36 protein-coding genes are annotated in these 22976 nt (G+C 58.9%); 35 read left to right on the top strand and 1 reads right to left on the bottom strand.

Annotated elements, in window-relative coordinates; genetic code table 11:
- Positions 1-74 precede the first annotated feature (74 nt).
- The 35 genes from rpsL (at position 75) to dsbD (ending at position 21673) form a co-directional block, all read left to right on the top strand.
- Positions 75-455, top strand: a complete 381-nt coding sequence (gene rpsL, locus KFO72_RS18185) for a 30S ribosomal protein S12 (protein WP_006053290.1) — start codon at positions 75-77, stop codon at positions 453-455.
- A gap of 184 nt (positions 456-639) precedes the next feature.
- Positions 640-1110 carry a 30S ribosomal protein S7 gene (gene rpsG, locus KFO72_RS18180; RefSeq protein WP_006053291.1) on the top strand — a complete coding sequence of 157 codons (471 nt, stop codon included), beginning with the start codon at positions 640-642 and terminating at the stop codon, positions 1108-1110.
- 130 nt (positions 1111-1240) lie between these two features.
- Positions 1241-3343 (top strand): elongation factor G, encoded by a 2103-nt coding sequence (fusA, locus tag KFO72_RS18175; RefSeq protein WP_054929168.1) that lies wholly within the window; start codon positions 1241-1243, stop codon positions 3341-3343.
- Positions 3344-3391: 48 nt separating this feature from the next.
- Positions 3392-4582: an elongation factor Tu gene (tuf, locus tag KFO72_RS18170; protein ID WP_028371383.1), complete on the top strand. Its 1191-nt coding sequence runs from the start codon at positions 3392-3394 to the stop codon at positions 4580-4582.
- Positions 4583-4708: 126 nt separating this feature from the next.
- Positions 4709-5020 (top strand): 30S ribosomal protein S10, encoded by a 312-nt coding sequence (rpsJ, locus tag KFO72_RS18165; protein ID WP_006998489.1) that lies wholly within the window; start codon positions 4709-4711, stop codon positions 5018-5020.
- A gap of 188 nt (positions 5021-5208) precedes the next feature.
- Entirely contained in the window at positions 5209-5868 is a 660-nt protein-coding gene (gene rplC / locus KFO72_RS18160; protein ID WP_035991100.1) for a 50S ribosomal protein L3, read from the top strand.
- A complete protein-coding gene (gene rplD / locus KFO72_RS18155) occupies positions 5868-6488 on the top strand; it encodes a 50S ribosomal protein L4 (RefSeq protein ID WP_007730523.1) in 621 nt (206 codons plus the stop codon). The genes rplC and rplD overlap by 1 nt, the downstream gene beginning before the upstream one ends.
- Entirely contained in the window at positions 6485-6799 is a 315-nt protein-coding gene (gene rplW / locus KFO72_RS18150) for a 50S ribosomal protein L23 (protein ID WP_007730525.1), read from the top strand. Before rplD ends, rplW begins: the two co-directional genes overlap by 4 nt.
- Positions 6800-6801: 2 nt before the next feature.
- The gene (gene rplB, locus KFO72_RS18145; protein ID WP_060599589.1) at positions 6802-7629 is read left to right on the top strand and encodes a 50S ribosomal protein L2; all 828 of its coding nucleotides are present in this window, start codon (positions 6802-6804) and stop codon (positions 7627-7629) included.
- Positions 7630-7639: 10 nt separating this feature from the next.
- Entirely contained in the window at positions 7640-7915 is a 276-nt protein-coding gene (gene rpsS / locus KFO72_RS18140; RefSeq protein ID WP_006998484.1) for a 30S ribosomal protein S19, read from the top strand.
- A gap of 12 nt (positions 7916-7927) precedes the next feature.
- Complete coding sequence (gene rplV, locus KFO72_RS18135; RefSeq protein WP_007730533.1) at positions 7928-8257, top strand: 50S ribosomal protein L22; 330 nt, start codon at positions 7928-7930, stop codon at positions 8255-8257.
- An 11-nt stretch (positions 8258-8268) separates the two neighbouring features.
- A complete protein-coding gene (gene rpsC / locus KFO72_RS18130; protein ID WP_012402193.1) occupies positions 8269-9063 on the top strand; it encodes a 30S ribosomal protein S3 in 795 nt (264 codons plus the stop codon).
- Positions 9064-9065: 2 nt separating this feature from the next.
- On the top strand, positions 9066-9482 hold the full coding sequence (rplP, locus tag KFO72_RS18125) for a 50S ribosomal protein L16 (RefSeq protein ID WP_007730545.1): 417 nt from the start codon (positions 9066-9068) through the stop codon (positions 9480-9482).
- Between the two features lie 10 nt (positions 9483-9492).
- The gene (rpmC, locus tag KFO72_RS18120; protein WP_007180130.1) at positions 9493-9687 is read left to right on the top strand and encodes a 50S ribosomal protein L29; all 195 of its coding nucleotides are present in this window, start codon (positions 9493-9495) and stop codon (positions 9685-9687) included.
- Positions 9684-9956 (top strand): 30S ribosomal protein S17, encoded by a 273-nt coding sequence (gene rpsQ, locus KFO72_RS18115; protein WP_007730563.1) that lies wholly within the window; start codon positions 9684-9686, stop codon positions 9954-9956. The genes rpmC and rpsQ overlap by 4 nt, the downstream gene beginning before the upstream one ends.
- A gap of 292 nt (positions 9957-10248) precedes the next feature.
- Entirely contained in the window at positions 10249-10617 is a 369-nt protein-coding gene (rplN, locus tag KFO72_RS18110) for a 50S ribosomal protein L14 (protein ID WP_012402188.1), read from the top strand.
- A 9-nt stretch (positions 10618-10626) separates the two neighbouring features.
- Positions 10627-10935: a 50S ribosomal protein L24 gene (rplX, locus tag KFO72_RS18105; RefSeq protein ID WP_054929163.1), complete on the top strand. Its 309-nt coding sequence runs from the start codon at positions 10627-10629 to the stop codon at positions 10933-10935.
- Positions 10936-10951: 16 nt separating this feature from the next.
- Positions 10952-11491 (top strand): 50S ribosomal protein L5, encoded by a 540-nt coding sequence (gene rplE, locus KFO72_RS18100; protein ID WP_006052214.1) that lies wholly within the window; start codon positions 10952-10954, stop codon positions 11489-11491.
- A gap of 7 nt (positions 11492-11498) precedes the next feature.
- Entirely contained in the window at positions 11499-11804 is a 306-nt protein-coding gene (gene rpsN, locus KFO72_RS18095) for a 30S ribosomal protein S14 (RefSeq protein ID WP_007730586.1), read from the top strand.
- Between the two features lie 14 nt (positions 11805-11818).
- A complete protein-coding gene (gene rpsH, locus KFO72_RS18090) occupies positions 11819-12214 on the top strand; it encodes a 30S ribosomal protein S8 (RefSeq protein ID WP_006477185.1) in 396 nt (131 codons plus the stop codon).
- A gap of 19 nt (positions 12215-12233) precedes the next feature.
- Entirely contained in the window at positions 12234-12764 is a 531-nt protein-coding gene (gene rplF / locus KFO72_RS18085; RefSeq protein WP_035988814.1) for a 50S ribosomal protein L6, read from the top strand.
- A gap of 12 nt (positions 12765-12776) precedes the next feature.
- The gene (rplR, locus tag KFO72_RS18080; protein WP_008923336.1) at positions 12777-13142 is read left to right on the top strand and encodes a 50S ribosomal protein L18; all 366 of its coding nucleotides are present in this window, start codon (positions 12777-12779) and stop codon (positions 13140-13142) included.
- Between the two features lie 14 nt (positions 13143-13156).
- Positions 13157-13675, top strand: a complete 519-nt coding sequence (gene rpsE / locus KFO72_RS18075) for a 30S ribosomal protein S5 (RefSeq protein ID WP_007730604.1) — start codon at positions 13157-13159, stop codon at positions 13673-13675.
- A gap of 10 nt (positions 13676-13685) precedes the next feature.
- Positions 13686-13868, top strand: coding sequence for a 50S ribosomal protein L30 (gene rpmD, locus KFO72_RS18070; RefSeq protein WP_004202755.1), 183 nt, complete (start codon positions 13686-13688; stop codon positions 13866-13868).
- Positions 13869-13898: 30 nt separating this feature from the next.
- Positions 13899-14333, top strand: coding sequence for a 50S ribosomal protein L15 (rplO, locus tag KFO72_RS18065; protein WP_035988819.1), 435 nt, complete (start codon positions 13899-13901; stop codon positions 14331-14333).
- Positions 14334-14379: 46 nt separating this feature from the next.
- Positions 14380-15726: a preprotein translocase subunit SecY gene (secY, locus tag KFO72_RS18060; protein ID WP_225032707.1), complete on the top strand. Its 1347-nt coding sequence runs from the start codon at positions 14380-14382 to the stop codon at positions 15724-15726.
- A gap of 8 nt (positions 15727-15734) precedes the next feature.
- Positions 15735-15953, top strand: a complete 219-nt coding sequence (gene infA / locus KFO72_RS18055) for a translation initiation factor IF-1 (protein ID WP_004521905.1) — start codon at positions 15735-15737, stop codon at positions 15951-15953.
- A gap of 20 nt (positions 15954-15973) precedes the next feature.
- Positions 15974-16090 (top strand): 50S ribosomal protein L36, encoded by a 117-nt coding sequence (gene rpmJ / locus KFO72_RS18050; RefSeq protein ID WP_004199844.1) that lies wholly within the window; start codon positions 15974-15976, stop codon positions 16088-16090.
- A gap of 41 nt (positions 16091-16131) precedes the next feature.
- Positions 16132-16497, top strand: a complete 366-nt coding sequence (gene rpsM, locus KFO72_RS18045) for a 30S ribosomal protein S13 (RefSeq protein WP_035988822.1) — start codon at positions 16132-16134, stop codon at positions 16495-16497.
- A gap of 28 nt (positions 16498-16525) precedes the next feature.
- Positions 16526-16930 (top strand): 30S ribosomal protein S11, encoded by a 405-nt coding sequence (gene rpsK, locus KFO72_RS18040; RefSeq protein ID WP_006052224.1) that lies wholly within the window; start codon positions 16526-16528, stop codon positions 16928-16930.
- A gap of 146 nt (positions 16931-17076) precedes the next feature.
- The gene (rpsD, locus tag KFO72_RS18035) at positions 17077-17700 is read left to right on the top strand and encodes a 30S ribosomal protein S4 (RefSeq protein ID WP_035988825.1); all 624 of its coding nucleotides are present in this window, start codon (positions 17077-17079) and stop codon (positions 17698-17700) included.
- 124 nt (positions 17701-17824) lie between these two features.
- Positions 17825-18802, top strand: a complete 978-nt coding sequence (locus KFO72_RS18030) for a DNA-directed RNA polymerase subunit alpha (RefSeq protein ID WP_007730697.1) — start codon at positions 17825-17827, stop codon at positions 18800-18802.
- Positions 18803-18945: 143 nt separating this feature from the next.
- Positions 18946-19341: a 50S ribosomal protein L17 gene (gene rplQ / locus KFO72_RS18025; RefSeq protein ID WP_007730705.1), complete on the top strand. Its 396-nt coding sequence runs from the start codon at positions 18946-18948 to the stop codon at positions 19339-19341.
- A 156-nt stretch (positions 19342-19497) separates the two neighbouring features.
- A complete protein-coding gene (gene cutA / locus KFO72_RS18020) occupies positions 19498-19824 on the top strand; it encodes a divalent-cation tolerance protein CutA (RefSeq protein WP_176956789.1) in 327 nt (108 codons plus the stop codon).
- On the top strand, positions 19817-21673 hold the full coding sequence (dsbD, locus tag KFO72_RS18015) for a protein-disulfide reductase DsbD (protein ID WP_225032706.1): 1857 nt from the start codon (positions 19817-19819) through the stop codon (positions 21671-21673). Before cutA ends, dsbD begins: the two co-directional genes overlap by 8 nt.
- Positions 21674-21816: 143 nt before the next feature.
- Here dsbD and hemB read toward each other — a convergent pair whose 3' ends face one another.
- A complete protein-coding gene (gene hemB / locus KFO72_RS18010) occupies positions 21817-22815 on the bottom strand; it encodes a porphobilinogen synthase (protein WP_035988834.1) in 999 nt (332 codons plus the stop codon).
- Positions 22816-22976 lie beyond the last annotated feature (161 nt).

Genomic DNA, 22976 nt, shown 5'->3' with positions numbered 1-22976 from the left:
GTAGTCAGAACGCGTCATTTTCTGCTTTGCCCAGAAATGAACGCGTCGATTTTGTTCAATTTCAGGAATAAACAATGCCAACCATCAATCAACTGGTTCGCAAAGGCCGCACGTCGGAAACGACGAAGAGCAAGAGCCCGGCCTTGCAGGACTGCCCCCAGCGTCGCGGCGTGTGCACCCGTGTGTACACCACGACGCCTAAGAAGCCGAACTCGGCACTCCGTAAGGTCGCCAAGGTGCGCCTGACGAACGGCTTCGAAGTCATTTCGTACATCGGTGGTGAAGGCCACAACCTGCAGGAACACTCGGTCGTGCTGATTCGCGGCGGCCGTGTGAAGGACTTGCCGGGTGTGCGTTACCACATGGTTCGTGGCTCGCTGGATACCCAGGGCGTCAAGGATCGTAAGCAGGCTCGCTCGAAGTACGGTGCGAAGCGTGCCAAGGCTGGCAAGTAAGAAGCCGGTCGGCAGTAACAGGTCGCTCACAAGAGCGGTTTAGCGGTGGTGCCGGATAGCCGGTGCTGTCGAGTAAGTGGTCACCCGACCAGGCTGGTAAGTCGTAATGGATGAATCGGGTTAGTTGGTGGCCGCGGGGTGAGTGCAGAGTCACTGCTCCAACTGAAAAGTCAAAGGAAGAAACATGCCGCGTCGTCGCGAAGTCCCCAAGCGGGAAGTGTTGCCGGATCCGAAGTTCGGTAACGTTGATGTTGCAAAATTCATGAACGTGCTGATGCTCTCCGGCAAGAAGTCGGTTGCCGAGCGCATCGTGTACGGCGCTTTCGAACAGATCCAGACCAAGGGTGGCAAGGACCCGCTGGAAGTGTTCACGGTAGCGCTCAACAACGTGAAGCCGGTGGTCGAAGTGAAGAGCCGTCGCGTTGGTGGTGCGAACTATCAGGTTCCGGTCGAAGTGCGTCCGTCGCGTCGTATGGCATTGGCGATGCGTTGGCTGCGTGAAGCCGCGAAGAAGCGCAGCGAGAAGTCGATGGCTCTGCGTCTGGCTGGTGAACTCTCCGAAGCGGCTGAAGGCCGTGGCGGCGCGATGAAGAAGCGCGACGAAGTTCACCGGATGGCAGAAGCCAACAAGGCGTTCTCGCATTTCCGTTTCTAAGCATCCCGTCCCCGGGCTGGCAGTAAAGCGGAAAGAAATTCCGGGCGGGTGCGCTTGCAAAGCGCCTCGCCCGTTTGTGTTAGAGCGCGATGGACTGGTTTCCATCGTGTCATCCCAATAGAGGATCAAAGTGGCTCGCAAGACTCCTATCGAGCGCTACCGCAACATCGGTATTAGCGCTCACATCGACGCCGGCAAAACGACGACGACCGAGCGCATCCTGTTCTATACCGGCGTGAACCACAAGATCGGTGAAGTGCACGACGGCGCCGCTACCATGGACTGGATGGAGCAGGAACAGGAACGTGGTATTACCATCACGTCCGCTGCTACGACGGCGTTCTGGAAGGGCATGGCGGGCGACCGTGCCGAGCACCGCATCAACATCATCGACACGCCGGGCCACGTCGACTTCACGATTGAAGTTGAGCGCTCGATGCGCGTGCTCGACGGTGCGTGCATGGTCTACTGCGCAGTGGGCGGCGTGCAGCCGCAATCGGAAACGGTGTGGCGCCAGGCTAACAAGTACAAGGTTCCCCGTCTCGCGTTCATCAACAAGATGGACCGTACCGGCGCGAACTTCTTCAAGGTCTACGACCAGCTCAAGCTGCGTCTGAAGGCGAACCCGGTTCCCGTCGTCGTGCCGATCGGCGCGGAAGAGAACTTCACAGGCGTCGTCGATCTGATGAAGATGAAGGCGATCATTTGGGACGAAGCGTCCCAAGGCACCAAGTTCTCGTACGAAGACATCCCGGCTGAACTGGTCGATTCGTGCAACGAATGGCGCGAAAAGATGATCGAAGCCGCCGCTGAGTCGAGCGAAGACTTGATGAACAAGTACCTCGAAGACGGCGAACTGTCGGAAGCGGAAATCATCAAGGGTCTGCGCGACCGTACGATCGCTTGCGAAATCCAGCCGATGCTGTGCGGCACCGCGTTCAAGAACAAGGGCGTGCAACGCATGCTGGACGCAGTTCTGGACTTCCTGCCGTCGCCCGTCGACATTCCGCCGGTTACCGGCGAACTGGAAAACGGCGAGAAGGCTGAGCGCCGCGCTGCTGACGACGAAAAGTTCTCGGCACTGGCATTCAAGATCATGACCGACCCGTTCGTCGGCCAGCTGATCTTCTTCCGTGTGTATTCGGGCGTCGTCAATTCGGGCGACACGGTTCTGAACGCGACCAAAGACAAGAAGGAACGTCTGGGCCGTATTCTGCAGATGCACGCGAACCAGCGCGAAGAAATCAAGGAAGTGCGCGCGGGCGACATCGCTGCAGCCGTTGGCCTGAAGGAAGCGACGACGGGCGACACGCTGTGCGATCCGCAAAACCCGATCGTGCTGGAACGCATGATTTTCCCGGAGCCGGTGATCTCGCAGGCTGTCGAGCCGAAGACCAAGGCTGACCAGGAGAAGATGGGTCTCGCACTGAACCGTCTGGCTCAGGAAGATCCGTCGTTCCGCGTTCAGACGGACGAAGAATCGGGTCAAACCATCATTTCGGGCATGGGCGAGCTCCACCTCGAAATTCTGGTTGACCGGATGAAGCGTGAATTCGGCGTCGAAGCAACCGTTGGTAAGCCGCAGGTGGCATACCGCGAAACGATTCGCGCGACGGCAGCCGACGTTGACGGCAAGTTCGTCAAGCAGTCGGGCGGCCGCGGCCAGTACGGCCACGCTGTCATCACGCTCGAGCCGAATGAACAAGGCAAGGGCTACGAGTTCCTGGACGAGATCAAGGGTGGTGTGATTCCGCGTGAATACATCCCGGCGGTCGACAAGGGTATCCAGGAAACGCTCAAGGCCGGCGTGCTGGCGGGCTTCCCGGTTGTCGACGTGAAGGTCCACCTGACGTTCGGTTCGTACCACGACGTTGACTCGAACGAAAATGCGTTCCGCATGGCTGGTTCGATGGCGTTCAAGGAAGCAATGCGCAAGGCGAGCCCGGTCATCCTCGAACCGATGATGGCAGTGGAAGTCGAAACGCCTGAAGACTATATGGGCAACGTGATGGGCGACCTGTCGGGCCGTCGCGGTATCGTCCAGGGCATGGAAGACATGGTGGGCGGCGGCAAGATCGTCCGCGCTGAAGTGCCGCTGTCGGAGATGTTTGGCTACTCGACGTCGCTGCGCTCGCTGACGCAAGGCCGCGCAACGTACACGATGGAATTCAAGCACTACGCAGAAGCTCCGCGTAACGTGTCGGAAGCGATCATCAACGCGAAGTCGAAGTAAGACCTCGCATAGTCATTCATCGAACAACTTTTTTGAAAGAAGAGAAACATGGCTAAAGGTAAATTCGAACGGACCAAGCCGCACGTGAACGTCGGCACGATCGGTCACGTTGACCACGGCAAGACCACGCTGACGGCAGCGATCACGACGGTGCTGACCGCGAAGTTCGGCGGCGAAGCAAAGGCCTACGACCAGATCGACGCAGCGCCGGAAGAAAAGGCGCGCGGTATCACGATCAACACGGCACACGTCGAGTACGAAACGGCGAACCGCCACTACGCGCACGTCGACTGCCCGGGCCACGCTGACTATGTGAAGAACATGATCACGGGCGCAGCGCAGATGGACGGCGCAATTCTGGTGTGCTCGGCTGCTGACGGCCCGATGCCGCAAACGCGTGAGCACATCCTGCTGGCGCGTCAGGTCGGTGTGCCGTACATCATCGTGTTCCTGAACAAGTGCGACATGGTGGACGACGCCGAGCTGCTCGAGCTGGTCGAAATGGAAGTGCGCGAACTTCTGTCGAAGTACGACTTCCCGGGCGACGACACGCCGATCATCAAGGGTTCGGCGAAGCTGGCGCTCGAAGGCGACAAGGGCGAGCTGGGCGAAGTGGCGATCATGAACCTGGCCGACGCCCTGGACACGTACATCCCGACGCCGGAGCGCGCGGTTGACGGCGCGTTCCTGATGCCGGTGGAAGACGTGTTCTCGATCTCGGGTCGTGGCACGGTGGTGACGGGTCGCGTCGAGCGCGGCATCGTCAAGGTCGGCGAAGAAATCGAAATCGTCGGTATCAAGCCGACGGTGAAGACGACCTGCACGGGCGTGGAAATGTTCCGCAAGCTGCTCGACCAGGGTCAGGCAGGCGACAACGTCGGTATCCTGCTGCGCGGCACGAAGCGTGAAGACGTGGAGCGTGGCCAGGTGCTGGCCAAGCCGGGTTCGATCACGCCGCACACGCACTTCACGGCTGAAGTGTACGTGCTGAGCAAGGACGAAGGCGGCCGTCACACGCCGTTCTTCAACAACTATCGTCCGCAGTTCTACTTCCGTACGACGGACGTGACGGGCTCGATCGAGCTGCCGAAGGACAAGGAAATGGTGATGCCGGGCGACAACGTGTCGATCACGGTGAAGCTGATCGCTCCGATCGCCATGGAAGAAGGTCTGCGCTTCGCAATCCGCGAAGGTGGCCGTACCGTCGGCGCAGGTGTCGTTGCTAAGATCATCGAGTAAAATCGAAGATTGCTGTAGCAGTATGCAGTGCCCGGGTCTGGGCACTCGCGCCAAGCGGGCGCCCAGACCTACGCTCTTTTTTAATCGGCGGTGCAATATCGCCTCGCTCTTTCCAAGGAATTCGTCATGCAGAACCAGAAAATCCGCATTCGCCTCAAAGCGTTCGACTATCGTCTGATCGATCAATCGGCAGCTGAGATCGTCGACACGGCAAAGCGGACTGGCGCAATCGTTCGTGGTCCGGTGCCCCTGCCGACCCGCATCCAGCGTTTCGACATCCTTCGTTCGCCGCACGTCAACAAGACGTCGCGCGACCAGCTCGAAATCCGCACGCACCAACGCCTGATGGACATCGTCGATCCGACGGACAAGACCGTCGACGCATTGATGAAGCTGGATCTGCCGGCTGGTGTCGACGTCGAAATCAAGCTGCAGTAAAGGCTGCGAGCGGTTACCAGATTATTGGATGCCGCTAAGTCTTTGATTGCTTGCAGAAAACGAAAAGCCTCGCTATAATGCAAGGCTTTTCGCGCATTTGCGTAAAAAAGCCGTCGCGTTTCGCCTCTGAAGCGCGAGGCATTTTGTAAATTAGCCCCGACCAATCGCAGTCGGGAATGGAGAAAACGATGAGCCTTGGACTCGTAGGTCGCAAGGTTGGCATGACCCGTATCTTCACGGCTGAAGGGGATTCGATTCCCGTCACCGTGCTGGACGTGTCCGACAACCGCGTGACGCAGATCAAGACTGTTGAAACCGACGGCTACACGGCCGTTCAGGTTGCCTTCGGTACGCGCCGTGCATCGCGTGTGACGAAGCCGTTGGCAGGTCATCTCGCCAAAGCCGGCGTTCAAGCCGGTGAAATCCTCAAGGAATTCCAGATCGACGCCGTCAAGGCCGCCGAGCTGTCGAATGGCGCAGTGATCGGTGTGGATCTCTTCGAAGTAGGTCAGAAGGTCGACGTGCAAGGCACCTCGATCGGTAAGGGCTACGCCGGTACCATCAAGCGCTACAACTTCGCGTCGGGTCGTGCATCGCACGGTAACTCGCGTTCGCACAACGTGCCGGGTTCGATCGGTATGGCGCAGGATCCGGGTCGTGTTTTCCCGGGTAAGCGCATGACGGGTCATATGGGTGACGAGACGGTCACCGTGCAGAACCTCGAAATCGCACGTATCGACGCAGATCGCAAGCTGCTGCTGGTCAAGGGTGCTGTTCCGGGTGCGAAGGGCGGCAAGGTTTTCGTGACGCCGGCTGTGAAGACGCGCGCCGTGAAAGGAGCGAAATAATGGAACTTAAGCTCCTGAATGCCAACGGTCAGGAAGGCGCAGCAGTTAACGCGTCGGACGTCGTGTTCGGCCGTGACTACAACGAAGCCCTGATCCACCAGATCGTCGTCGCTTATCAGGCGAACGCACGTAGCGGTAACCGCGCTCAGAAGGATCGTGAGCAGGTCAAGCACACCACGAAAAAGCCGTGGCGCCAGAAGGGTACGGGCCGTGCTCGTGCCGGTATGTCGTCGAGCCCGTTGTGGCGTGGCGGTGGTCGTATCTTCCCGAATTCGCCGGAAGAAAATTTCTCGCACAAGGTCAACAAGAAGATGCATCGCGCAGGTCTCTGCTCGATCTTCTCGCAGCTGGCCCGCGAAGGCCGCATCGCGGTTGTCGACGAGCTGACGCTCGAAGCACCGAAGACGAAGCTGCTGGCCGAAAAGTTCAAGGCAATGGGTCTCGACTCCGTGCTGGTCATCACCGACACGGTTGACGAAAACCTGTACCTCGCGTCGCGCAACCTGGCCCATGTGGCGGTTGTCGAGCCGCGTTACGCCGACCCCCTGTCGCTGATCTACTTCAAGAAAGTGCTGATCACGAAGGCTGCGGTCGCCCAGATCGAGGAGTTGCTGTCATGAGCGAAGTTCGCAAAAACGATCATCGTTTGATGCAAGTTCTGCTCGCGCCGGTGATCTCCGAAAAGGCGACCCTGGTGGCTGACAAGAACGAGCAAGTCGTGTTCGAAGTTGCGCCGGACGCTACGAAGCAGGAAGTGAAGGCTGCTGTCGAGCTGCTGTTCAAGGTGGAAGTCAATTCCGTCAACGTGCTGGTCCAGAAGGGCAAAGCAAAGCGCTTTGGCCGTTTCATGGGCAAGCGCAAGGACGTGAAGAAGGCCTACGTCTGCCTGAAGCCCGGCCAGGAAATCAACTTTGAAGCGGAGGCCAAGTAATCATGGCAATCGTGAAAGTTAAGCCGACTTCGCCGGGCCGCCGCGCGATGGTCAAGGTGGTCAACAAGGATCTGCATAAGGGCAAGCCGTACGCGCCGCTGCTCGACGTGCAGAGCAAGACCGCCGGCCGTAACAACAACGGCCACATCACCACGCGTCACAAAGGCGGTGGTCATAAGCAACACTACCGTATCGTCGATTTCCGTCGCACGAAGGATGGTATTCCGGCAAAGGTTGAACGCCTCGAATACGATCCGAACCGTAGCGCGAACATCGCGCTGGTCCTGTACGCAGACGGCGAGCGTCGTTACATCATCGCTCCGAAGGGCGTGACGGTTGGTACGCAACTGATGTCGGGTTCGGAAGCTCCGATCCGCGCAGGCAACACGCTGCCGATCCGCAACATCCCGGTCGGTACGACGATTCACTGCATCGAGATGCTGCCGGGCAAGGGCGCGCAAATGGCGCGTTCGGCTGGTACGTCGGCGATGCTGCTGGCTCGCGAAGGCACCTATGCGCAGGTTCGTCTGCGTTCGGGCGAAATCCGCCGCGTTCACATCGAATGCCGCGCGACGATCGGTGAAGTAGGCAACGAAGAGCACAGCCTCCGTCAAATCGGTAAGGCTGGCGCGAACCGCTGGCGCGGTATCCGTCCGACGGTGCGTGGCGTTGTTATGAACCCGGTCGATCACCCGCACGGTGGTGGTGAAGGCAAGACGGCTGCAGGTCGCGATCCGGTGAGCCCGTGGGGCACGCCGACGAAGGGTTATCGCACCCGTAGCAACAAGCGCACGACGAGCATGATCGTCCAGCGCCGTCACAAGCGTTAAGGAGTAGGCAATGGCACGTTCTATTAAAAAAGGTCCGTTCTGCGACGCCCATTTGCTGAAGAAAGTTGAGGCGGCTGCAGCATCGCGCGACAAGAAGCCAATCAAGACCTGGTCGCGTCGCTCGACGATCCTGCCGGACTTTATCGGTCTGACGATCGCCGTTCATAACGGCCGTCAACACGTTCCGGTGTACGTCACGGAAAACATGGTCGGCCACAAGCTTGGCGAGTTCGCACTGACCCGTACGTTCAAGGGTCACGCGGCCGACAAGAAGGCCAAGAAATAAGGGGCAATCAAGATGGAAGTGAAAGCAATTCATCGCGGTGCCCGCATCTCGGCGCAGAAAACGCGCCTTGTGGCTGACCAGATTCGTGGTTTGCCGGTCGACAAGGCGCTGAACGTTCTGACGTTCTCGCCGAAGAAGGCGGCGGGTATCGTTAAGAAGGTCGTGTTGTCTGCGATCGCGAATGCGGAACACAACGAAGGCGCCGATATCGACGAGCTCAAGATCACGAGCATCTACGTCGACAAGGCTGCTTCGCTGAAGCGTTTCACCGCACGCGCAAAGGGTCGCGGTAACCGCATCGAGAAGCAATCCTGTCACATCACTGTGACGGTCGGGAATTAAGGAGCCATACGATGGGACAGAAAATTCATCCGACTGGCTTCCGTTTGGCCGTCAGCCGCAATTGGGCTTCGCGTTGGTACGCGAACAACAACAATTTCGCGGCGATGTTGCAGGAAGACATCGGTGTTCGTGAATACCTGAAGAAGAAGCTGAAGAACGCGTCCGTCGGCCGCGTTGTGATCGAGCGTCCTGCAAAGAACGCACGTATCACGATTTTCAGCTCGCGTCCGGGTGTCGTGATCGGTAAGAAGGGTGAAGACATTGAACTGCTGAAGTCCGAGCTGCAAAAGCGCATGGGCGTTCCGGTTCACGTCAACATCGAAGAAATCCGCAAGCCGGAAACCGACGCGCAACTGATCGCCGATTCGATCACGCAGCAGCTTGAGCGCCGGATTATGTTCCGCCGCGCAATGAAGCGTGCGATGCAAAACGCGATGCGTCTGGGTGCCCAAGGCATCAAGATCATGAGCGCTGGCCGTCTGAACGGCATCGAAATCGCCCGTACGGAATGGTATCGCGAAGGTCGCGTGCCCCTGCACACGCTGCGTGCGGACATCGACTACGCAACCTCGGAAGCGAAGACGACGTACGGCATCATCGGCGTGAAGGTGTGGGTCTACAAGGGCGACACGCTCGGCCGCAATGACGCTCCGGTGGTGGAAGAAGTCGCCGAAGAAAAGCGTCCGCGCCGCAACGCACGTCCGGGCGATCGCCGCCCGCGTCGCGATGGTGAAGGTGCACCGGCAGGTGCTCGCCGTGGTGCTCCGCGCCGTGGCGGTGCCGGCGACGGTAAGACTGGAGAATAACGATGCTGCAACCGAAACGCAGGAAGTATCGCAAAGAGCAGAAGGGTCGTAACACGGGCGTCGCAACGCGTGGTAACGCGGTGTCGTTCGGTGAGTACGGTCTTAAGGCTATCGGTCGCGGCCGCCTGACCGCGCGTCAGATTGAGGCAGCGCGTCGTGCAATGACGCGTCACATCAAGCGCGGCGGCCGCATCTGGATCCGTATTTTCCCGGACAAGCCGATCTCGCAAAAGCCGGCGGAAGTGCGTATGGGTAACGGTAAGGGTAACCCTGAGTACTACGTCGCTGAGATTCAGCCGGGCAAGATGCTGTACGAAATGGATGGTGTGACCGAAGAACTGGCACGTGAAGCGTTCCGTCTGGCTGCAGCCAAGCTGCCGCTGAAGACGACGTTCATGGTTCGCCAGCTCGGCGCCTAAGGAGTGAATGATGAAGGCATCCGAACTTCACCAGAAAGATCAGGCCGCGCTCAACAAGGAGCTGTCGGACCTGTTGAAGGCGCAATTCGGCCTGCGCATGCAACTCGCGACCCAGCAGCTCACGAACACGAGCCAGCTGAAGAAGGTCCGTCGCGACATCGCGCGTGTGCGGACCGTCCTGACTGAGAAGGCGAACCAGAAATGAACGATAGCGTAAAAACCTCGCTCAAGCGGACGCTGGTCGGCAAGGTCGTCAGCAACAAGATGGACAAGACGGTTACCGTGCTGGTCGAGCATCGCGTGAAGCACCCGATCTACGGCAAGTACGTCGTGCGTTCGAAGAAGTACCACGCTCACGACGAAGCGAACACCTATAACGAGGGCGATCTCGTTGAAATCCAGGAAACTCGTCCGGTGTCGAAGACGAAGGCTTGGGCGGTGTCGCGTCTGATCGAAGCTGCTCGAATCATCTAAAGCGGCTGAGCTGTAAGAAGTAGTTGAAATCGCAGTAGATTTCGCTTGCAAGACCGAGATTATTTGTTATAATCTCGGTCTTCCCTCTTTGTGGGAGCCCCATCGCGGGCGAAGTCGTAGGTGGGGGAAGCGACCTGGGCGCCAGTCCATGTCGACAGAATCACCGGATTGCGATGGCGGGTTTCGTTTGCCGTCGCTGCTGTTCTAACCCAAGCAGCCGTTGGCTGACGGGACCAAGACTGACCGAGTGCATCATGGTGGTGCAACCGGATTAAGTTGGGAAAGATAAACCATGATCCAGACCGAAACTCGGCTAGAAGTGGCCGACAACACGGGTGCGCGTGAAGTCATGTGCATCAAGGTGCTCGGCGGCTCGAAGCGTCGTTATGCCAACATCGGCGACATCATCAAGGTGAGCGTCAAAGAGGCAACGCCGCGCGGGCGCGTGAAGAAAGGCGAAATCTACAACGCCGTGGTGGTTCGCACCGCCAAGGGCGTGCGTCGTCAAGACGGCTCGCTGATCAAGTTCGACGGCAACGCAGCCGTGCTTTTGAATACCAAGCTCGAGCCTATCGGCACCCGCATCTTCGGGCCGGTTACGCGTGAGCTGCGCAGCGAACGTTTCATGAAGATCGTTTCGCTCGCGCCGGAAGTGCTGTAAGGAGCCGAGATGAACAAGATTCGCAAGGGTGACGAAGTCGTCGTCATCACCGGCAAGGACAAGGGCAAGCGCGGTGTCGTGCTGGCTGTTGCTGATGACCGCGTGACCGTCGAAGGCCTGAATATCGCCAAGAAGCATGTTAAGCCGAACCCGATGAAGGGTACGACGGGCGGCGTGGAAGCGAAGGCAATGCCGTTGCATATTTCGAACGTCGCGCTGGTCGACGCGAATGGCAAGCCGTCGCGTGTCGGCATCAAGGTCGAGGGAGACAAGAAGGTTCGTTTCCTGAAGTCGACCGGTGCTGTGCTGAGCGCCTGACGCTGCGGAGTAAAAAATGGCACGTTTGCAAGAATTTTATAAAGAGAAGGTTGTTCCCGGCCTGATCGAGAAGTTCGGTTACAAGTCCGTGATGGAAGTGCCGCGCATCACCAAGATCACCCTGAACATGGGTCTTGGCGAAGCCGTCGCTGACAAGAAGATCATCGAGAACGCCGTTGGCGATCTGACGAAGATTGCGGGCCAGAAGCCGGTCATCACGAAGGCACGCAAGGCAATCGCAGGCTTCAAGATCCGTCAGGGTTACCCGATCGGCGCGATGGTCACGCTGCGTGGCCAGGCAATGTACGAATTTCTCGATCGTTTCGTGACGGTTGCGCTCCCGCGTGTGCGTGACTTCCGTGGCGTGTCGGGCCGTGCATTCGACGGTCGTGGCAACTACAACATCGGTGTGAAAGAGCAGATCATTTTCCCCGAAATCGACTACGACAAAATCGACGCGCTGCGTGGGCTGAACATCAGCATCACGACTACTGCGAAGACTGACGACGAAGCAAAGGCACTGCTCGCCAGCTTCAAGTTCCCGTTCAGAAACTGAGGTTACCGTGGCTAAACTGGCACTGATCGAACGTGAAAAGAAGCGTGCGCGCCTGGCTGCCAAGTTCGCACCGAAGCGTGCTGAGCTGAAGGCAATCATCGACGACCAAAGCAAGTCGGAAGAAGAGCGTTATGCGGCTCGTCTGGAGCTGCAACAACTGCCGCGCAATTCGAACCCGACCCGCAAGCGCAATCGTTGCGCAATCACCGGTCGTCCGCGTGGCACCTTCCGTAAATTCGGGCTGGCGCGTAACAAGATTCGTGAAATCGCGTTCCGCGGCGAGATCCCTGGCCTGACCAAGGCGAGCTGGTAATAGGAGAAACGTAAATGAGCATGAGTGATCCTATCGCCGATATGCTGACTCGCATCCGCAACGCGCAGATGGTTGAGAAGGTTTCGGTGGCGATGCCCTCGTCGAAAGTCAAGGTTGCGATCGCGCAAGTCCTGAAGGATGAAGGCTATATCGACGATTTCGCAGTGAAGGCTGAAGGTGCGAAGTCGGAATTGAACATCGCGTTGAAGTACTACGCTGGCCGTCCGGTTATCGAGCGCCTCGAGCGCGTCTCGAAGCCTGGTCTGCGTGTGTATCGCGGCCGTAACGACATCCCACAAGTCATGAATGGGTTGGGCGTTGCGATCGTTTCGACGCCGAAGGGTGTGATGACCGACCGCAAGGCGCGCGCTACTGGCGTGGGCGGCGAAGTCATCTGCTACGTCGCTTAAGACCGAAGGGAGAAGAAACATGTCTCGAGTAGGTAAAAGCCCGATCGCGCTGCAAGGCGCAGAAGTGGCCCTGAGCGACGAGCGCATTACCGTCAAGGGTCCGCTGGGTACGATCTCGCAGAACGCGAATCGTCTCGTAAAGGTGGTGAACGACAACGGCACGCTGAAGTTCGAGCCGGTTGACGAAAGCCGCGAAGCAAATGCTATGTCGGGCACGATGCGCGCGCTGGTCGCGAACATGGTGCAAGGCGTGACCAAGGGTTTCGAGCGCAAGCTGACGCTGGTTGGCGTTGGTTATCGTGCGCAAGCGCAAGGCGACAAGCTGAACCTGTCGCTGGGTTTCTCGCACCCGGTGGTGCACCAGATGCCGGAAGGCGTCAAGGCAGAAACCCCGTCGCAAACCGAAATCGTGATCAAGGGGATCAACAAGCAACAAGTTGGCCAAGTCGCTGCAGAAGTGCGCGGCTACCGTCCGCCGGAGCCTTATAAGGGCAAGGGCGTGCGTTACGCCAACGAGGTTGTGATCCTCAAAGAAACGAAGAAGAAGTAAGGGTGCGCAATCATGGATAAGACTCAATCACGCCTGCGCCGCGCTCGTCAGACGCGTATCAAGATCGCTGAGCTGCAAGTCGCGCGTCTGGCCGTGCATCGCACGAACACGCACATCTATGCGCAAGTGTTCTCGCCGTGCGGCACCAAGGTGCTCGCCAGCGCGTCGACGCTCGAAGCCGAAGTGCGTGCGCAATTGGCCGACCAGTCGGGCAAGGGTGGCAATGTTGCCGCTGCGACCCTGATCGGCAAGCGCATCGCAGAAAAGGCTAAGGCTGCCGGCATCGAATCCGTCGCCTTCGACCGCTCGGGTTTCCGCTACCACGGCCGCGTGAAAGCGCTGGCTGATGCGGCGCGCGAAGCCGGGCTCAAGTTCTAAGGAAGGAATTCGTCATGGCAAAGATGCAAGCGAAAGTTCAGGCTGACGAACGCGACGACGGCCTCCGCGAAAAGATGATTTCGGTCAACCGCGTGACCAAGGTCGTGAAGGGTGGCCGTATTCTCGGTTTCGCCGCACTGACCGTGGTTGGCGACGGTGATGGCCGCGTCGGTATGGGCAAGGGCAAGGCCAAGGAAGTTCCGGTCGCTGTTCAGAAGGCAATGGAACAAGCCCGCCGCAACATGTTCAAGGTGCCGCTCAAGAACGGTACGCTGCAACACGAAGTGCACGGCAAGCACGGCGCATCGACGGTTCTCCTCGCTCCGGCGAAGGACGGTACCGGCGTGATCGCTGGCGGCCCGATGCGCGCAGTGTTCGACGTGATGGGCGTGCAAAACGTTGTGGCCAAGAGCCACGGTTCGACGAACCCGTACAACCTCGTTCGTGCGACGCTGGATGGTCTGCGCAAGCAGTCGACGCCGGCTGACATCGCGGCGAAGCGTGGTAAGTCCGTCGAAGACATTCTGGGCTAAGGTGGTCACCATGTCTGAAAAAACTGTCAAGGTTCAGCTCGTCAAGAGCCTGATTGGGACCCGCGAATCGCACCGCGCAACGGTGCGAGGTCTTGGCCTGCGCCGTCTGAACTCGGTTAGCGAGCTGCAGGACACGCCGGCTGTGCGCGGCATGATCAACAAGGTCTCGTACCTCGTTAAGGTCATCGGCTAAGCGGCCGTTCGGGCACTCAAGGAGTTGATAATGGAATTGAATAACCTGAAGCCGGCTGAAGGCGCGAAGCACGCAAAGCGTCGCGTTGGTCGCGGCATCGGCTCCGGCCTCGGCAAGACCGCTGGCCGTGGTCACAAGGGTCAGAAGTCGCGTTCGGGTGGCTTTCACAAGGTCGGCTTCGAAGGCGGTCAGATGCCGCTGCAACGCCGTCTGCCGAAGCGTGGCTTTACCTCGCTGACGAAGGAATTCGTTGGTGAAGTGCGTCTCGGCGATCTGGAGAAGCTGCCGGTCGATGAAATCGATCTGCTGGCACTGAAGCAAGCCGGTCTGGTCGGCGAGCTGATGACTAGCGCCAAGATCATCGCGACGGGCGAGCTGAAGCGCAAGGTCGTTGTGAAGGGGCTGGGTGCGACGAAGGGCGCGCGCGCTGCGATCGAAGCAGCTGGCGGTTCTTTCGCCGAGTAACGTGCAAGTCGATTGCCGTCACTAGCATTTGCATCGGAGAAGGTTCTTGGCTAACAGCCCGAGTATCGCAAAACCCGGTCGAAGCGCGGCGAAGTTTGGCGATCTGCGCCGGCGTGCAGTGTTCCTGCTGCTGGCGCTGGTCGTCTACCGCATCGGCGCGCATATTCCGGTGCCGGGTATCGACCCGGACCAGCTGGCGAAGTTGTTTCAGAGCCAGTCGGGCGGCATCCTTGGCATGTTCAACATGTTCTCGGGTGGCGCACTTTCGCGGTTCACGATTTTCGCGCTGGGGATCATGCCGTACATCTCGGCGTCGATCATCATGCAGTTGCTGGCGATCGTCTCGCCGCAACTCGAAGCGCTGAAGAAGGAAGGACAGGCGGGGCAACGGAAGATTACGCAGTACACGCGTATCTTTACCGTGGTTCTTGCCACGTTCCAGGCTTTTGGTATCGCTGTTGCGCTGGAGAATCAGCCGGCATTGGTGATCGATCCTGGCATGGTCTTCCGGCTGACGACGGTTGTGACGCTCGTGACCGGCACGATGTTCCTGATGTGGCTCGGTGAGCAAATCACGGAACGCGGTCTGGGTAACGGGATTTCGATCATTATTTTCGGCGGCATTGCAGCGGGTTTCCCCAATGCGATCGGTGGTCTCTTCGAACTGGTTCGTACTGGCTCGATGAGTATCATCTCGGCGATCATCGTGGTCGCGCTGATTGCAGCTGTGACGTATCTGGTGGTGTTCATCGAACGCGGCCAGCGCAAGATTCTTGTGAACTACGCGAAGCGGCAAGTCGGCAACAAGATTTACGGTGGACAGTCGTCGCATCTGCCGCTGAAGTTGAACATGTCGGGTGTGATTCCGCCGATCTTCGCATCGTCGATCATCCTGTTCCCGGCAACCATCCTGAACTGGTTCAGTTCAGGGTCGCGGACCGGTTGGTTCGCGGACACGCTGCACAATGTGGCTGAAGCGCTCAAGCCCGGTCAACCGGTGTACGTGTTGCTGTACGCGTTGGCGATCGTGTTCTTCTGCTTTTTCTACACCGCGCTGGTGTTCAACAGCAGGGAGACGGCCGACAACCTGAAGAAGAGTGGTGCATTCGTCCCGGGTATTCGTCCGGGTGACCAGACGGCACGCTATATTGACCGCATCCTGACGCGTTTGACGCTGGCCGGTGCGATCTACATTGTGTTCGTTTGCTTGCTGCCCGAGTTTCTGGTGCTGCGCTGGAATGTGCCGTTTTATTTTGGTGGAACGTCGCTGCTGATCATTGTCGTCGTCACAATGGATTTCATGGCGCAGGTGCAGTCGTACGTTATGTCGCAACAGTATGAGTCGCTGCTGAAGAAGGCTAACTTCAAGGGCGGCGGCGTCCCGATGCGTTGAAAGGACTTATGGCCAAAGACGATGTAATCCAGATGCAGGGCGAGGTTATCGAAAACCTCCCCAACGCTACCTTTCGGGTGAAGCTGGAAAACGGCCATGTCGTATTGGGACACATATCCGGCAAGATGCGGATGCACTACATCCGTATCCTTCCGGGCGACAAGGTTACGGTTGAATTGACGCCTTACGATCTGTCGCGTGCGCGGATCGTGTTCCGGGCGAAGTGATTTGAAAAAAGGGTAATATCATGAAAGTGATGGCATCGGTTAAGCGCATTTGCCGCAATTGCAAGATCATCAAGCGCAAGGGCGTCGTTCGCGTGATTTGCAGCTCCGATCCGCGCCACAAGCAGCGTCAAGGCTGAACGCCGCGCTTTTGTTTGCGCTTTTTGTTTGAGGAAAAACAATGGCTCGTATCGCAGGGGTTAACATCCCGAACCACCAGCATACCGAAATCGGCCTGACGGCAATTTACGGTATCGGCCGCACGCGCTCGCGCGACATTTGCGTCGCTGCTGGTGTGGCATTTTCGAAGAAGGTCAAGGACCTGAACGACGCAGATCTCGAAAAGCTGCGTGAAGAGGTCGGCAAGTTCATCGTTGAAGGCGATCTGCGCCGTGAAACGACGATGAACATTAAGCGCCTGATGGATCTCGGTTGCTATCGTGGCGTGCGCCATCGCAAGGGCCTGCCCCTGCGTGGTCAGCGTACGCGTACGAATGCTCGTACGCGCAAGGGTCCGCGTCGTGCAGCGCAAGCGCTGAAGAAGTAAGCGAGACTGACAGTTACAGGAAAACGTAATGGCTAAGGCTTCGAACAACTCCGCGGCGCAACGCGTTCGCAAGAAGGTCAAGAAGAACGTCGCCGAGGGCGTGGTTCACGTTCACGCGTCGTTCAACAACACCATCATCACGATCACCGATCGTCAAGGCAATGCATTGGCTTGGGCGACGTCGGGTGGCCAGGGCTTCAAGGGTTCGCGTAAGTCGACCCCGTTTGCTGCTCAGGTCGCTGCGGAATCGGCTGGTCGTGTGGCGATGGAATACGGCGTGAAGAACCTCGAAGTGCGGATCAAGGGCCCTGGTCCTGGCCGTGAGTCCGCGGTGCGCGCGCTGCATGGTCTTGGCATCAAGATCACCGCGATCTCCGACGTGACGCCGGTTCCGCACAACGGCTGCCGTCCGCCGAAGCGTCGTCGTATCTAAGACGCACGCGCCGCTTGCGCCTGTTGCCGCTAACGGCGGTAACAGGCTGCTTGCGTTATTGAATTGACTAAGCCCACCGTTCGACCCAAAGGGTTCGGACTAGCGTGAATGGAAGTTCACGTGATCAATCATAGAAGGAATGCAAAGTGGCACGCTATATCGGCCCTAAAGCCAAGCTGTCTCGCCGTGAAGGCACCGATCTCTTCCTGAAGAGCGCCCGTCGTTCGCTCGCTGACAAGTGCAAGCTTGACAGCAAGCCGGGTCAACATGGCCGCACCTCGGGCGCGCGTACGTCCGATTACGGTACGCAGCTGCGCGAAAAGCAAAAAGTGAAGCGCATCTACGGCGTTCTCGAGCGCCAGTTCCGCCGTTACTTCGCTGAAGCCGACCGTCGCAAGGGCAACACGGGTGAGAACCTGCTGAAGTTGCTCGAGTCGCGTCTGGACAACGTCGTGTATCGCATGGGTTTCGGTTCGACGCGCGCTGAAGCGCGTCAGCTCGTGAGCCACAAGTCGATCACGGTGAACGGCGTCGTCGCGAACATCCCGTCGCTGCAAGTCAAGGCTGGCGACGTGGTTGCCGTGCGCGAACAGGCGAAGAAGCAGGCTCGTATTCTCGAAGCGCTGTCGCTCGCCGAACAGGGCGGTCTGCCGCAGTGGGTTGCTGTCGATTCGAAGAAATTCGAAGGCACGTTCAAGCAAATGCCGGAACGCAGCGACATCGCTGGCGACATCAACGAAAGCCTGATCGTCGAATTGTATTCGCGCTAATCGGATTGACGGCCGAGGTTCCCCGATTGCGTTAGGCAAGGGGGCACCTCGGCTGTTTATTTTCAGGTTGTTACCGGTCAGCCTTATCGGTGTAACGAGCCGAGGGTATTGAAAAGGAAAACCTATGCAAACCAGTTTGTTGAAGCCCAAGATCATCGCTGTTGAGTCGCTTGGCGAAAGCCATGCGAAAGTGGTCATGGAACCGTTTGAACGGGGTTATGGCCACACCTTGGGTAACGCGCTCCGGCGCGTGTTGCTGTCGTCGATGGTGGGCTACGCGCCGACCGAAGTGACGATCGCAGGCGTCGTGCACGAATACTCGACGCTCGATGGTGTGCAGGAGGACGTGGTCAACCTGTTGTTGAACCTGAAGGGCGTGGTGTTCAAGCTGCATAACCGTGACGAAGTGACGGTTACGCTGCGCAAGGAAGGCGAAGGCGTTGTCACGGCTGGCGACATCGAACTCGCACACGACTGCGAAGTGATCAACCCGGATCACGTGATTGCGCATCTGTCGAAGGGCGGTAAGCTCGACGTGCAGATCAAGGTCGAAAAGGGCCGTGGCTATGTCCCGGGCAATGTGCGTCGTTACGGTGAAGAATCGGCCAAGATCATTGGTCGTATCGTGCTGGACGCGTCGTTCTCGCCGGTTCGCCGCGTGAGCTACGCAGTGGAAAGCGCGCGTGTCGAACAGCGGACCGACCTCGACAAGCTCGTGATGAACATCGAAACCAACGGTGTGATTTCGCCGGAAGAAGCGATCCGTCAATCGGCGCGTATTCTGGTTGATCAGCTGTCGGTCTTCGCAGCGCTGGAAGGTACGGAAGCAGCGGCAGAAGCGCCGTCGCGCGCTCCGCAAATCGATCCGATCCTGCTGCGTCCGGTCGATGATCTCGAACTGACGGTTCGTTCCGCGAACTGCCTGAAGGCCGAGAACATCTACTACATCGGCGACCTGATCCAACGCACGGAAAACGAGCTGCTGAAGACGCCGAACCTGGGCCGCAAGTCGCTGAACGAGATCAAGGAAGTGCTCGCTTCGCGTGGCCTGACGCTTGGCATGAAGCTCGAAAACTGGCCGCCGGCCGGTCTCGACAAGTAAGACACGTAGTAGCGTCTGGCGAGGACGCGGATTTTCCTTTAAAATCCGCGTCTTGCCTTTTTCACTACCGGCCCGTGCTTTCCAGGTTACACAGGGAAAGCGATAGAAGAGCTGGACCAAAACTTTGATTCAAGGAAATTGAAATGCGTCACCGTCATGGTCTGCGGAAACTGAACCGCACGAGCAGCCACCGTCTGGCAATGCTCCGTAACATGTCCAACTCGCTGATCGAGCACGAAGTCATCAAGACGACGCTGCCGAAGGCGAAGGAACTCCGTAAAGTCGTCGAGCCGCTGATCACGCTCGGCAAGAAGCCGTCGCTGGCTAACCGTCGTCTGGCGTTCAATCGCCTGCGCGACCGTGACTCGGTCACGAAGCTGTTCGACGTGCTGGGCCCGCGCTTCGCGAACCGTCCGGGTGGCTACCTGCGCATCCTGAAGTTCGGTTTCCGCGTCGGCGACAATGCACCGATGGCGCTGGTCGAACTGCTCGACCGTCCGGAAGTCGAGGAAGTCGAGAACGTTGCAGAAGCTGAATAAGGTTTCTGACAGCGACCAAAAAAGCCAGGCTTGAGCCTGGCTTTTTTGTTTTCCACCGTGCGTTTTGCCTATGCCATTCGAGCGACAGCGAGCGATCAGGGCAAGGTGATACGATAACGTCACCCTGTTTTGGAAGCGCTGGAGCCGTCGGTGAACGTGAATGTGAGTTTGGTCTTGACGACCGTACCGGACCTCGAAACGGCGCAAACATTGGCTGAGCATGTGCTTTCTGCTCGTCTCGCTGCGTGTGTGACGCAACTTGGCAGCGTGCAGTCGAGCTACCACTGGCAGGGCAAGATCGAATCGGCGGAAGAGATCCAGTTGCTGTTCAAGACGAGCGTCGTGCGAACGCTTGAGCTCGAACAGTTCATCCAGGCTCAGCATCCGTACGACACGCCCGAAATCCTTTCCTGGCAAGTCACTGCGTCGGCCGCGTATGGCCAATGGGTGAATGCCGAAACGCAACGCCCAATCCATGTTTAACGGTTTGTTCCGGCGCGGGCGGAATGTCGCGCGCTTTCTCACCTTTGTCGCAGGCGTACTGCTGCTGTCGCTGACTACGGCGACGGTCGCTCGTGCGGCGGACGACTTTCTCGATCCCTCGGTCGCATTCAGATTCAGCGCATCCGAGGAGCCAGGCGAGGTGCTGGTTCACTACAAGATCGCGGACGGTTACTACATGTACCGGGAGCGATTCGCCTTCGTGACTCGCAACGGTACGGCCACGGTGGGTGACGCGCAATTGCCCGCGGGACATGTGAAGTTCGATCAAACCTTCGGGAAAAATGTCGAGACTTACCGCGGAGAATTGACCGTCCGTGTCCCCGTGAAGCAAGCGAGCGGTCCGTTCGATCTCGCCGTTACGTCGCAGGGCTGCGCCGACGCGGGCATCTGCTACCCGCCAATGGAGCGCGTCTATCACGTCACGGGAGCGGCGTTGCACGCTGCCATTGCGGGCAATACGAACACGCTGTCGGCTCCGGACGCTCAAAGCAGCGGCTCGTGGTACGAGCGCGCGACCAGCGCAGACTATGCGCAATCGCTGCTGCAAGGCGGCGGTTTCTTCGCGATCGTCGGGTTGTATTTCGTGGCCGGTATCGTGTTGAGTCTACTTCCCTGTTCGTACCCGATGATCCCGATCCTGTCGGCAATCATCATCGGCGAGGGGCCACGGGTCACACGCGCACGCGGTTTCACGCTGTCGTTAGCTTACGTTGTCGGGATGGCGCTCGTGTACACAGTGCTTGGCATCGCGGCGGCGCTCGTTGGACAAAGCCTCGGCGCCTGGCTGCAAAACCCTTGGGTGCTCGGCGCGTTTGGCGTTTTGCTGTCCCTCTTTGCGCTCACATTGATCGCGGGTGTCGATATCGCGTTGCCTCAGCGCTTGCAGAGCGGCGTCTCAGCGGCGTCCGGCAAGCATGCGGGAGGCAAATTCGCGGCCGTCGCGGTGATGGGGGCGCTTTCTGCGCTGGTGGTCGGTGCGTGCATGACGGCACCGCTGTTTGCCGTCTTGGCGTTCGTAGCGCATACCGGTAATGCGGTGCTGGGCGGTGCGGCACTGTTTTCGATGGGGATCGGGCTTGGTGTACCGCTGCTCATCATCGGGCTCGGTGCGGGAACGTTGCTGCCGCGTGCGGGTGCCTGGATGGACAGCGTCAAGGTTCTCTTCGGCATTGTGCTGCTCGCGGCCGCGCTCTGGATCGTGTGGCCGGTCTTGGGCCCGGTTGCGCAAATGCTGTTGGCCGCGCTGTGGCTACTGGTCGCGGCTGCCGGTCTGGGGCTATTTTCTCCGCATGCGGGCGCAGGCTCGATCTGGCGCGGTCTTGGGCGCGGAATCGGCGCCGCATTTGCGATCTGGGCCGCCACATTACTGGTCGGCCTGGCTGCGGGATCGACAGACCCGTTGAAGCCGCTCGCCGTGCTCGCGAGTCGGACATCGAATGCGCCGTCCGGGGAGGCCCAACAGGCCGATCTGGCCTTCGCGCCGGTGAGCACATCCGGTCAGCTCGACGAAGCCGTCAAAACGGCCGCACAGCCCGCCATGCTCGATTTTTACGCGGACTGGTGCGTCAGCTGCAAGGAAATGGAGAAGTTCACCTTCAAGGACCCGCGCGTCCAGGCGAAGCTCAAGCAAATGAATCTGCTGCGCGCGGACGTGACGGCGAACAACGCAGACGATCAGGTTCTGCTCAAACGGTTCAACTTGTTCGGGCCACCGGGAATCATCTTTTTCGACCGCGGCGGGAGAGAAATACTGCGCGTCGTCGGATACGAATCGGCGGACAAATTCCTGAGAAGTCTCGACCGCGCAATGGCGGCACCACAGACCTGAGCATCAAAACGTCACCCACCATAAGCAACGCCGCCCGCTTCAGCCCGCAATCAAAAAAAGCGGAGATCGCAAGGCGATCTCCGCTTCCAGTCCCTGCACACTGCGACACCGTGACGCCGTAGTACGCGGCGGGAATCGCAACCTTACTTCTGCGCCTTCAGCAAGCGTGCAGCGTCCAGCGCGAAGTAGGTCAGCACGCCGTCCGCGCCAGCGCGCTTGAACGCGAGCAGCGATTCCATCATCACCTTGTCGTGATCGAGCCAGCCGTTTTGCGCGGCGGCCTTCAGCATCGCGTATTCGCCGCTCACCTGGTACACGTAAGTCGGGAAGCGGAACTCGTCCTTCACACGGCGCAAGATATCCAGATAAGGCATGCCCGGCTTGACCATCACCATGTCCGCACCCTCGTCGATGTCGGCGCGCACTTCGCGCAGCGCCTCGTCGGAGTTTGCGGGGTCGAGCTGATAGGTCATCTTGTTGCCTTTGCCGAGATTCGCTGCGGAACCGACAGCATCGCGGAACGGGCCGTAGAACGCCGACGCGAACTTCGCCGAGTAAGCCATGATCCGCGTGTGAATATGGCCTTCGCTCTCCAGCATCTCGCGAATCGAGCCGATCCGGCCGTCCATCATGTCGGACGGAGCAACGATGTCGACGCCCGCCTGAGCCTGCGTCTGTGCCTGCTCGACAAGAATCTCGACCGTTTCGTCGTTGATCACGTAGCCATTTTCATCCAGCACGCCGTCCTGGCCGTGGCTCGTGTACGGATCGAGCGCGACGTCGGTCAGCACGCCGAGCTCGGGAAAGCGTTGCTTCAACTCCCGCACCGCGCGTGGAATCAGGCCGGCTTCATTGGTTGCCTCGCGGCCGTCGGGCGTCTTCAGCGACGGCTCGATCACCGGGAAGAGCGACAGCACGGGCACGCCCAGCTCGAGACACTGTTCGGCGACGCCCATCAACAGATCGACGGACACTCGCTCGACGCCCGGCATCGACGGTACGGCCTGACGGACATTCGTCCCTTCGATCACGAAGACGGGGTAGATCAGATCATTGGTGGTGAGGATGTTTTCGCGCATCAGGCGGCGCGAAAAGTCGTCCCGGCGCATGCGGCGCGGGCGGTGATGCGGATAGAAGCTCATGTGAGGATATCTGCAAAAGTCAAAAATGCTGGCGGCACCCTGCCAGAAACTTTTCGAGACAATGGTATATCATACCGATCGAGCAAGGCGCCTAGCGCTGACCTCCCCGCTTCTCCTCCCTGAGCGGGTGCCTGTCGTTTTTCGATTAGGCTGTTTAACCC

It is taken from the genome of Paraburkholderia sp. XV, from assembly GCF_020177535.1.
In the GTDB taxonomy this organism is placed as follows: domain Bacteria; phylum Pseudomonadota; class Gammaproteobacteria; order Burkholderiales; family Burkholderiaceae; genus Paraburkholderia; species Paraburkholderia caribensis.
Note: the sequence above shows the minus strand (reverse complement) of the source record. Positions and strands in the feature narration are given on the sequence as shown.

Coding starts and splice junctions, on each gene's coding strand:
- rplF (WP_035988814.1), top strand. CDS start 12,234: ATGTCTCGAGTAGGTAAAAGCCCGATCGCGCTGCAAGGCGCAGAAGTG.
- rpsM (WP_035988822.1), top strand. CDS start 16,132: ATGGCTCGTATCGCAGGGGTTAACATCCCGAACCACCAGCATACCGAA.
- rpsQ (WP_007730563.1), top strand. CDS start 9,684: ATGAACGATAGCGTAAAAACCTCGCTCAAGCGGACGCTGGTCGGCAAG.
- KFO72_RS18030 (WP_007730697.1), top strand. CDS start 17,825: ATGCAAACCAGTTTGTTGAAGCCCAAGATCATCGCTGTTGAGTCGCTT.
- rplV (WP_007730533.1), top strand. CDS start 7,928: ATGGAAGTGAAAGCAATTCATCGCGGTGCCCGCATCTCGGCGCAGAAA.
- rpmC (WP_007180130.1), top strand. CDS start 9,493: ATGAAGGCATCCGAACTTCACCAGAAAGATCAGGCCGCGCTCAACAAG.
- rpsL (WP_006053290.1), top strand. CDS start 75: ATGCCAACCATCAATCAACTGGTTCGCAAAGGCCGCACGTCGGAAACG.
- rpmJ (WP_004199844.1), top strand. CDS start 15,974: ATGAAAGTGATGGCATCGGTTAAGCGCATTTGCCGCAATTGCAAGATC.
- rpsJ (WP_006998489.1), top strand. CDS start 4,709: ATGCAGAACCAGAAAATCCGCATTCGCCTCAAAGCGTTCGACTATCGT.
- rplB (WP_060599589.1), top strand. CDS start 6,802: ATGGCAATCGTGAAAGTTAAGCCGACTTCGCCGGGCCGCCGCGCGATG.
- rplR (WP_008923336.1), top strand. CDS start 12,777: ATGGATAAGACTCAATCACGCCTGCGCCGCGCTCGTCAGACGCGTATC.
- rplC (WP_035991100.1), top strand. CDS start 5,209: ATGAGCCTTGGACTCGTAGGTCGCAAGGTTGGCATGACCCGTATCTTC.
- rplW (WP_007730525.1), top strand. CDS start 6,485: ATGAGCGAAGTTCGCAAAAACGATCATCGTTTGATGCAAGTTCTGCTC.
- infA (WP_004521905.1), top strand. CDS start 15,735: ATGGCCAAAGACGATGTAATCCAGATGCAGGGCGAGGTTATCGAAAAC.
- rplX (WP_054929163.1), top strand. CDS start 10,627: ATGAACAAGATTCGCAAGGGTGACGAAGTCGTCGTCATCACCGGCAAG.
- hemB (WP_035988834.1), bottom strand. CDS start 22,815: ATGAGCTTCTATCCGCATCACCGCCCGCGCCGCATGCGCCGGGACGAC.
- rplQ (WP_007730705.1), top strand. CDS start 18,946: ATGCGTCACCGTCATGGTCTGCGGAAACTGAACCGCACGAGCAGCCAC.
- rplP (WP_007730545.1), top strand. CDS start 9,066: ATGCTGCAACCGAAACGCAGGAAGTATCGCAAAGAGCAGAAGGGTCGT.
- rplD (WP_007730523.1), top strand. CDS start 5,868: ATGGAACTTAAGCTCCTGAATGCCAACGGTCAGGAAGGCGCAGCAGTT.
- rpsS (WP_006998484.1), top strand. CDS start 7,640: ATGGCACGTTCTATTAAAAAAGGTCCGTTCTGCGACGCCCATTTGCTG.
- rplO (WP_035988819.1), top strand. CDS start 13,899: ATGGAATTGAATAACCTGAAGCCGGCTGAAGGCGCGAAGCACGCAAAG.
- rpsG (WP_006053291.1), top strand. CDS start 640: ATGCCGCGTCGTCGCGAAGTCCCCAAGCGGGAAGTGTTGCCGGATCCG.
- rpsE (WP_007730604.1), top strand. CDS start 13,157: ATGGCAAAGATGCAAGCGAAAGTTCAGGCTGACGAACGCGACGACGGC.
- rpmD (WP_004202755.1), top strand. CDS start 13,686: ATGTCTGAAAAAACTGTCAAGGTTCAGCTCGTCAAGAGCCTGATTGGG.
- dsbD (WP_225032706.1), top strand. CDS start 19,817: ATGTTTAACGGTTTGTTCCGGCGCGGGCGGAATGTCGCGCGCTTTCTC.
- rplE (WP_006052214.1), top strand. CDS start 10,952: ATGGCACGTTTGCAAGAATTTTATAAAGAGAAGGTTGTTCCCGGCCTG.
- rpsC (WP_012402193.1), top strand. CDS start 8,269: ATGGGACAGAAAATTCATCCGACTGGCTTCCGTTTGGCCGTCAGCCGC.
- rplN (WP_012402188.1), top strand. CDS start 10,249: ATGATCCAGACCGAAACTCGGCTAGAAGTGGCCGACAACACGGGTGCG.
- rpsK (WP_006052224.1), top strand. CDS start 16,526: ATGGCTAAGGCTTCGAACAACTCCGCGGCGCAACGCGTTCGCAAGAAG.
- tuf (WP_028371383.1), top strand. CDS start 3,392: ATGGCTAAAGGTAAATTCGAACGGACCAAGCCGCACGTGAACGTCGGC.
- rpsH (WP_006477185.1), top strand. CDS start 11,819: ATGAGCATGAGTGATCCTATCGCCGATATGCTGACTCGCATCCGCAAC.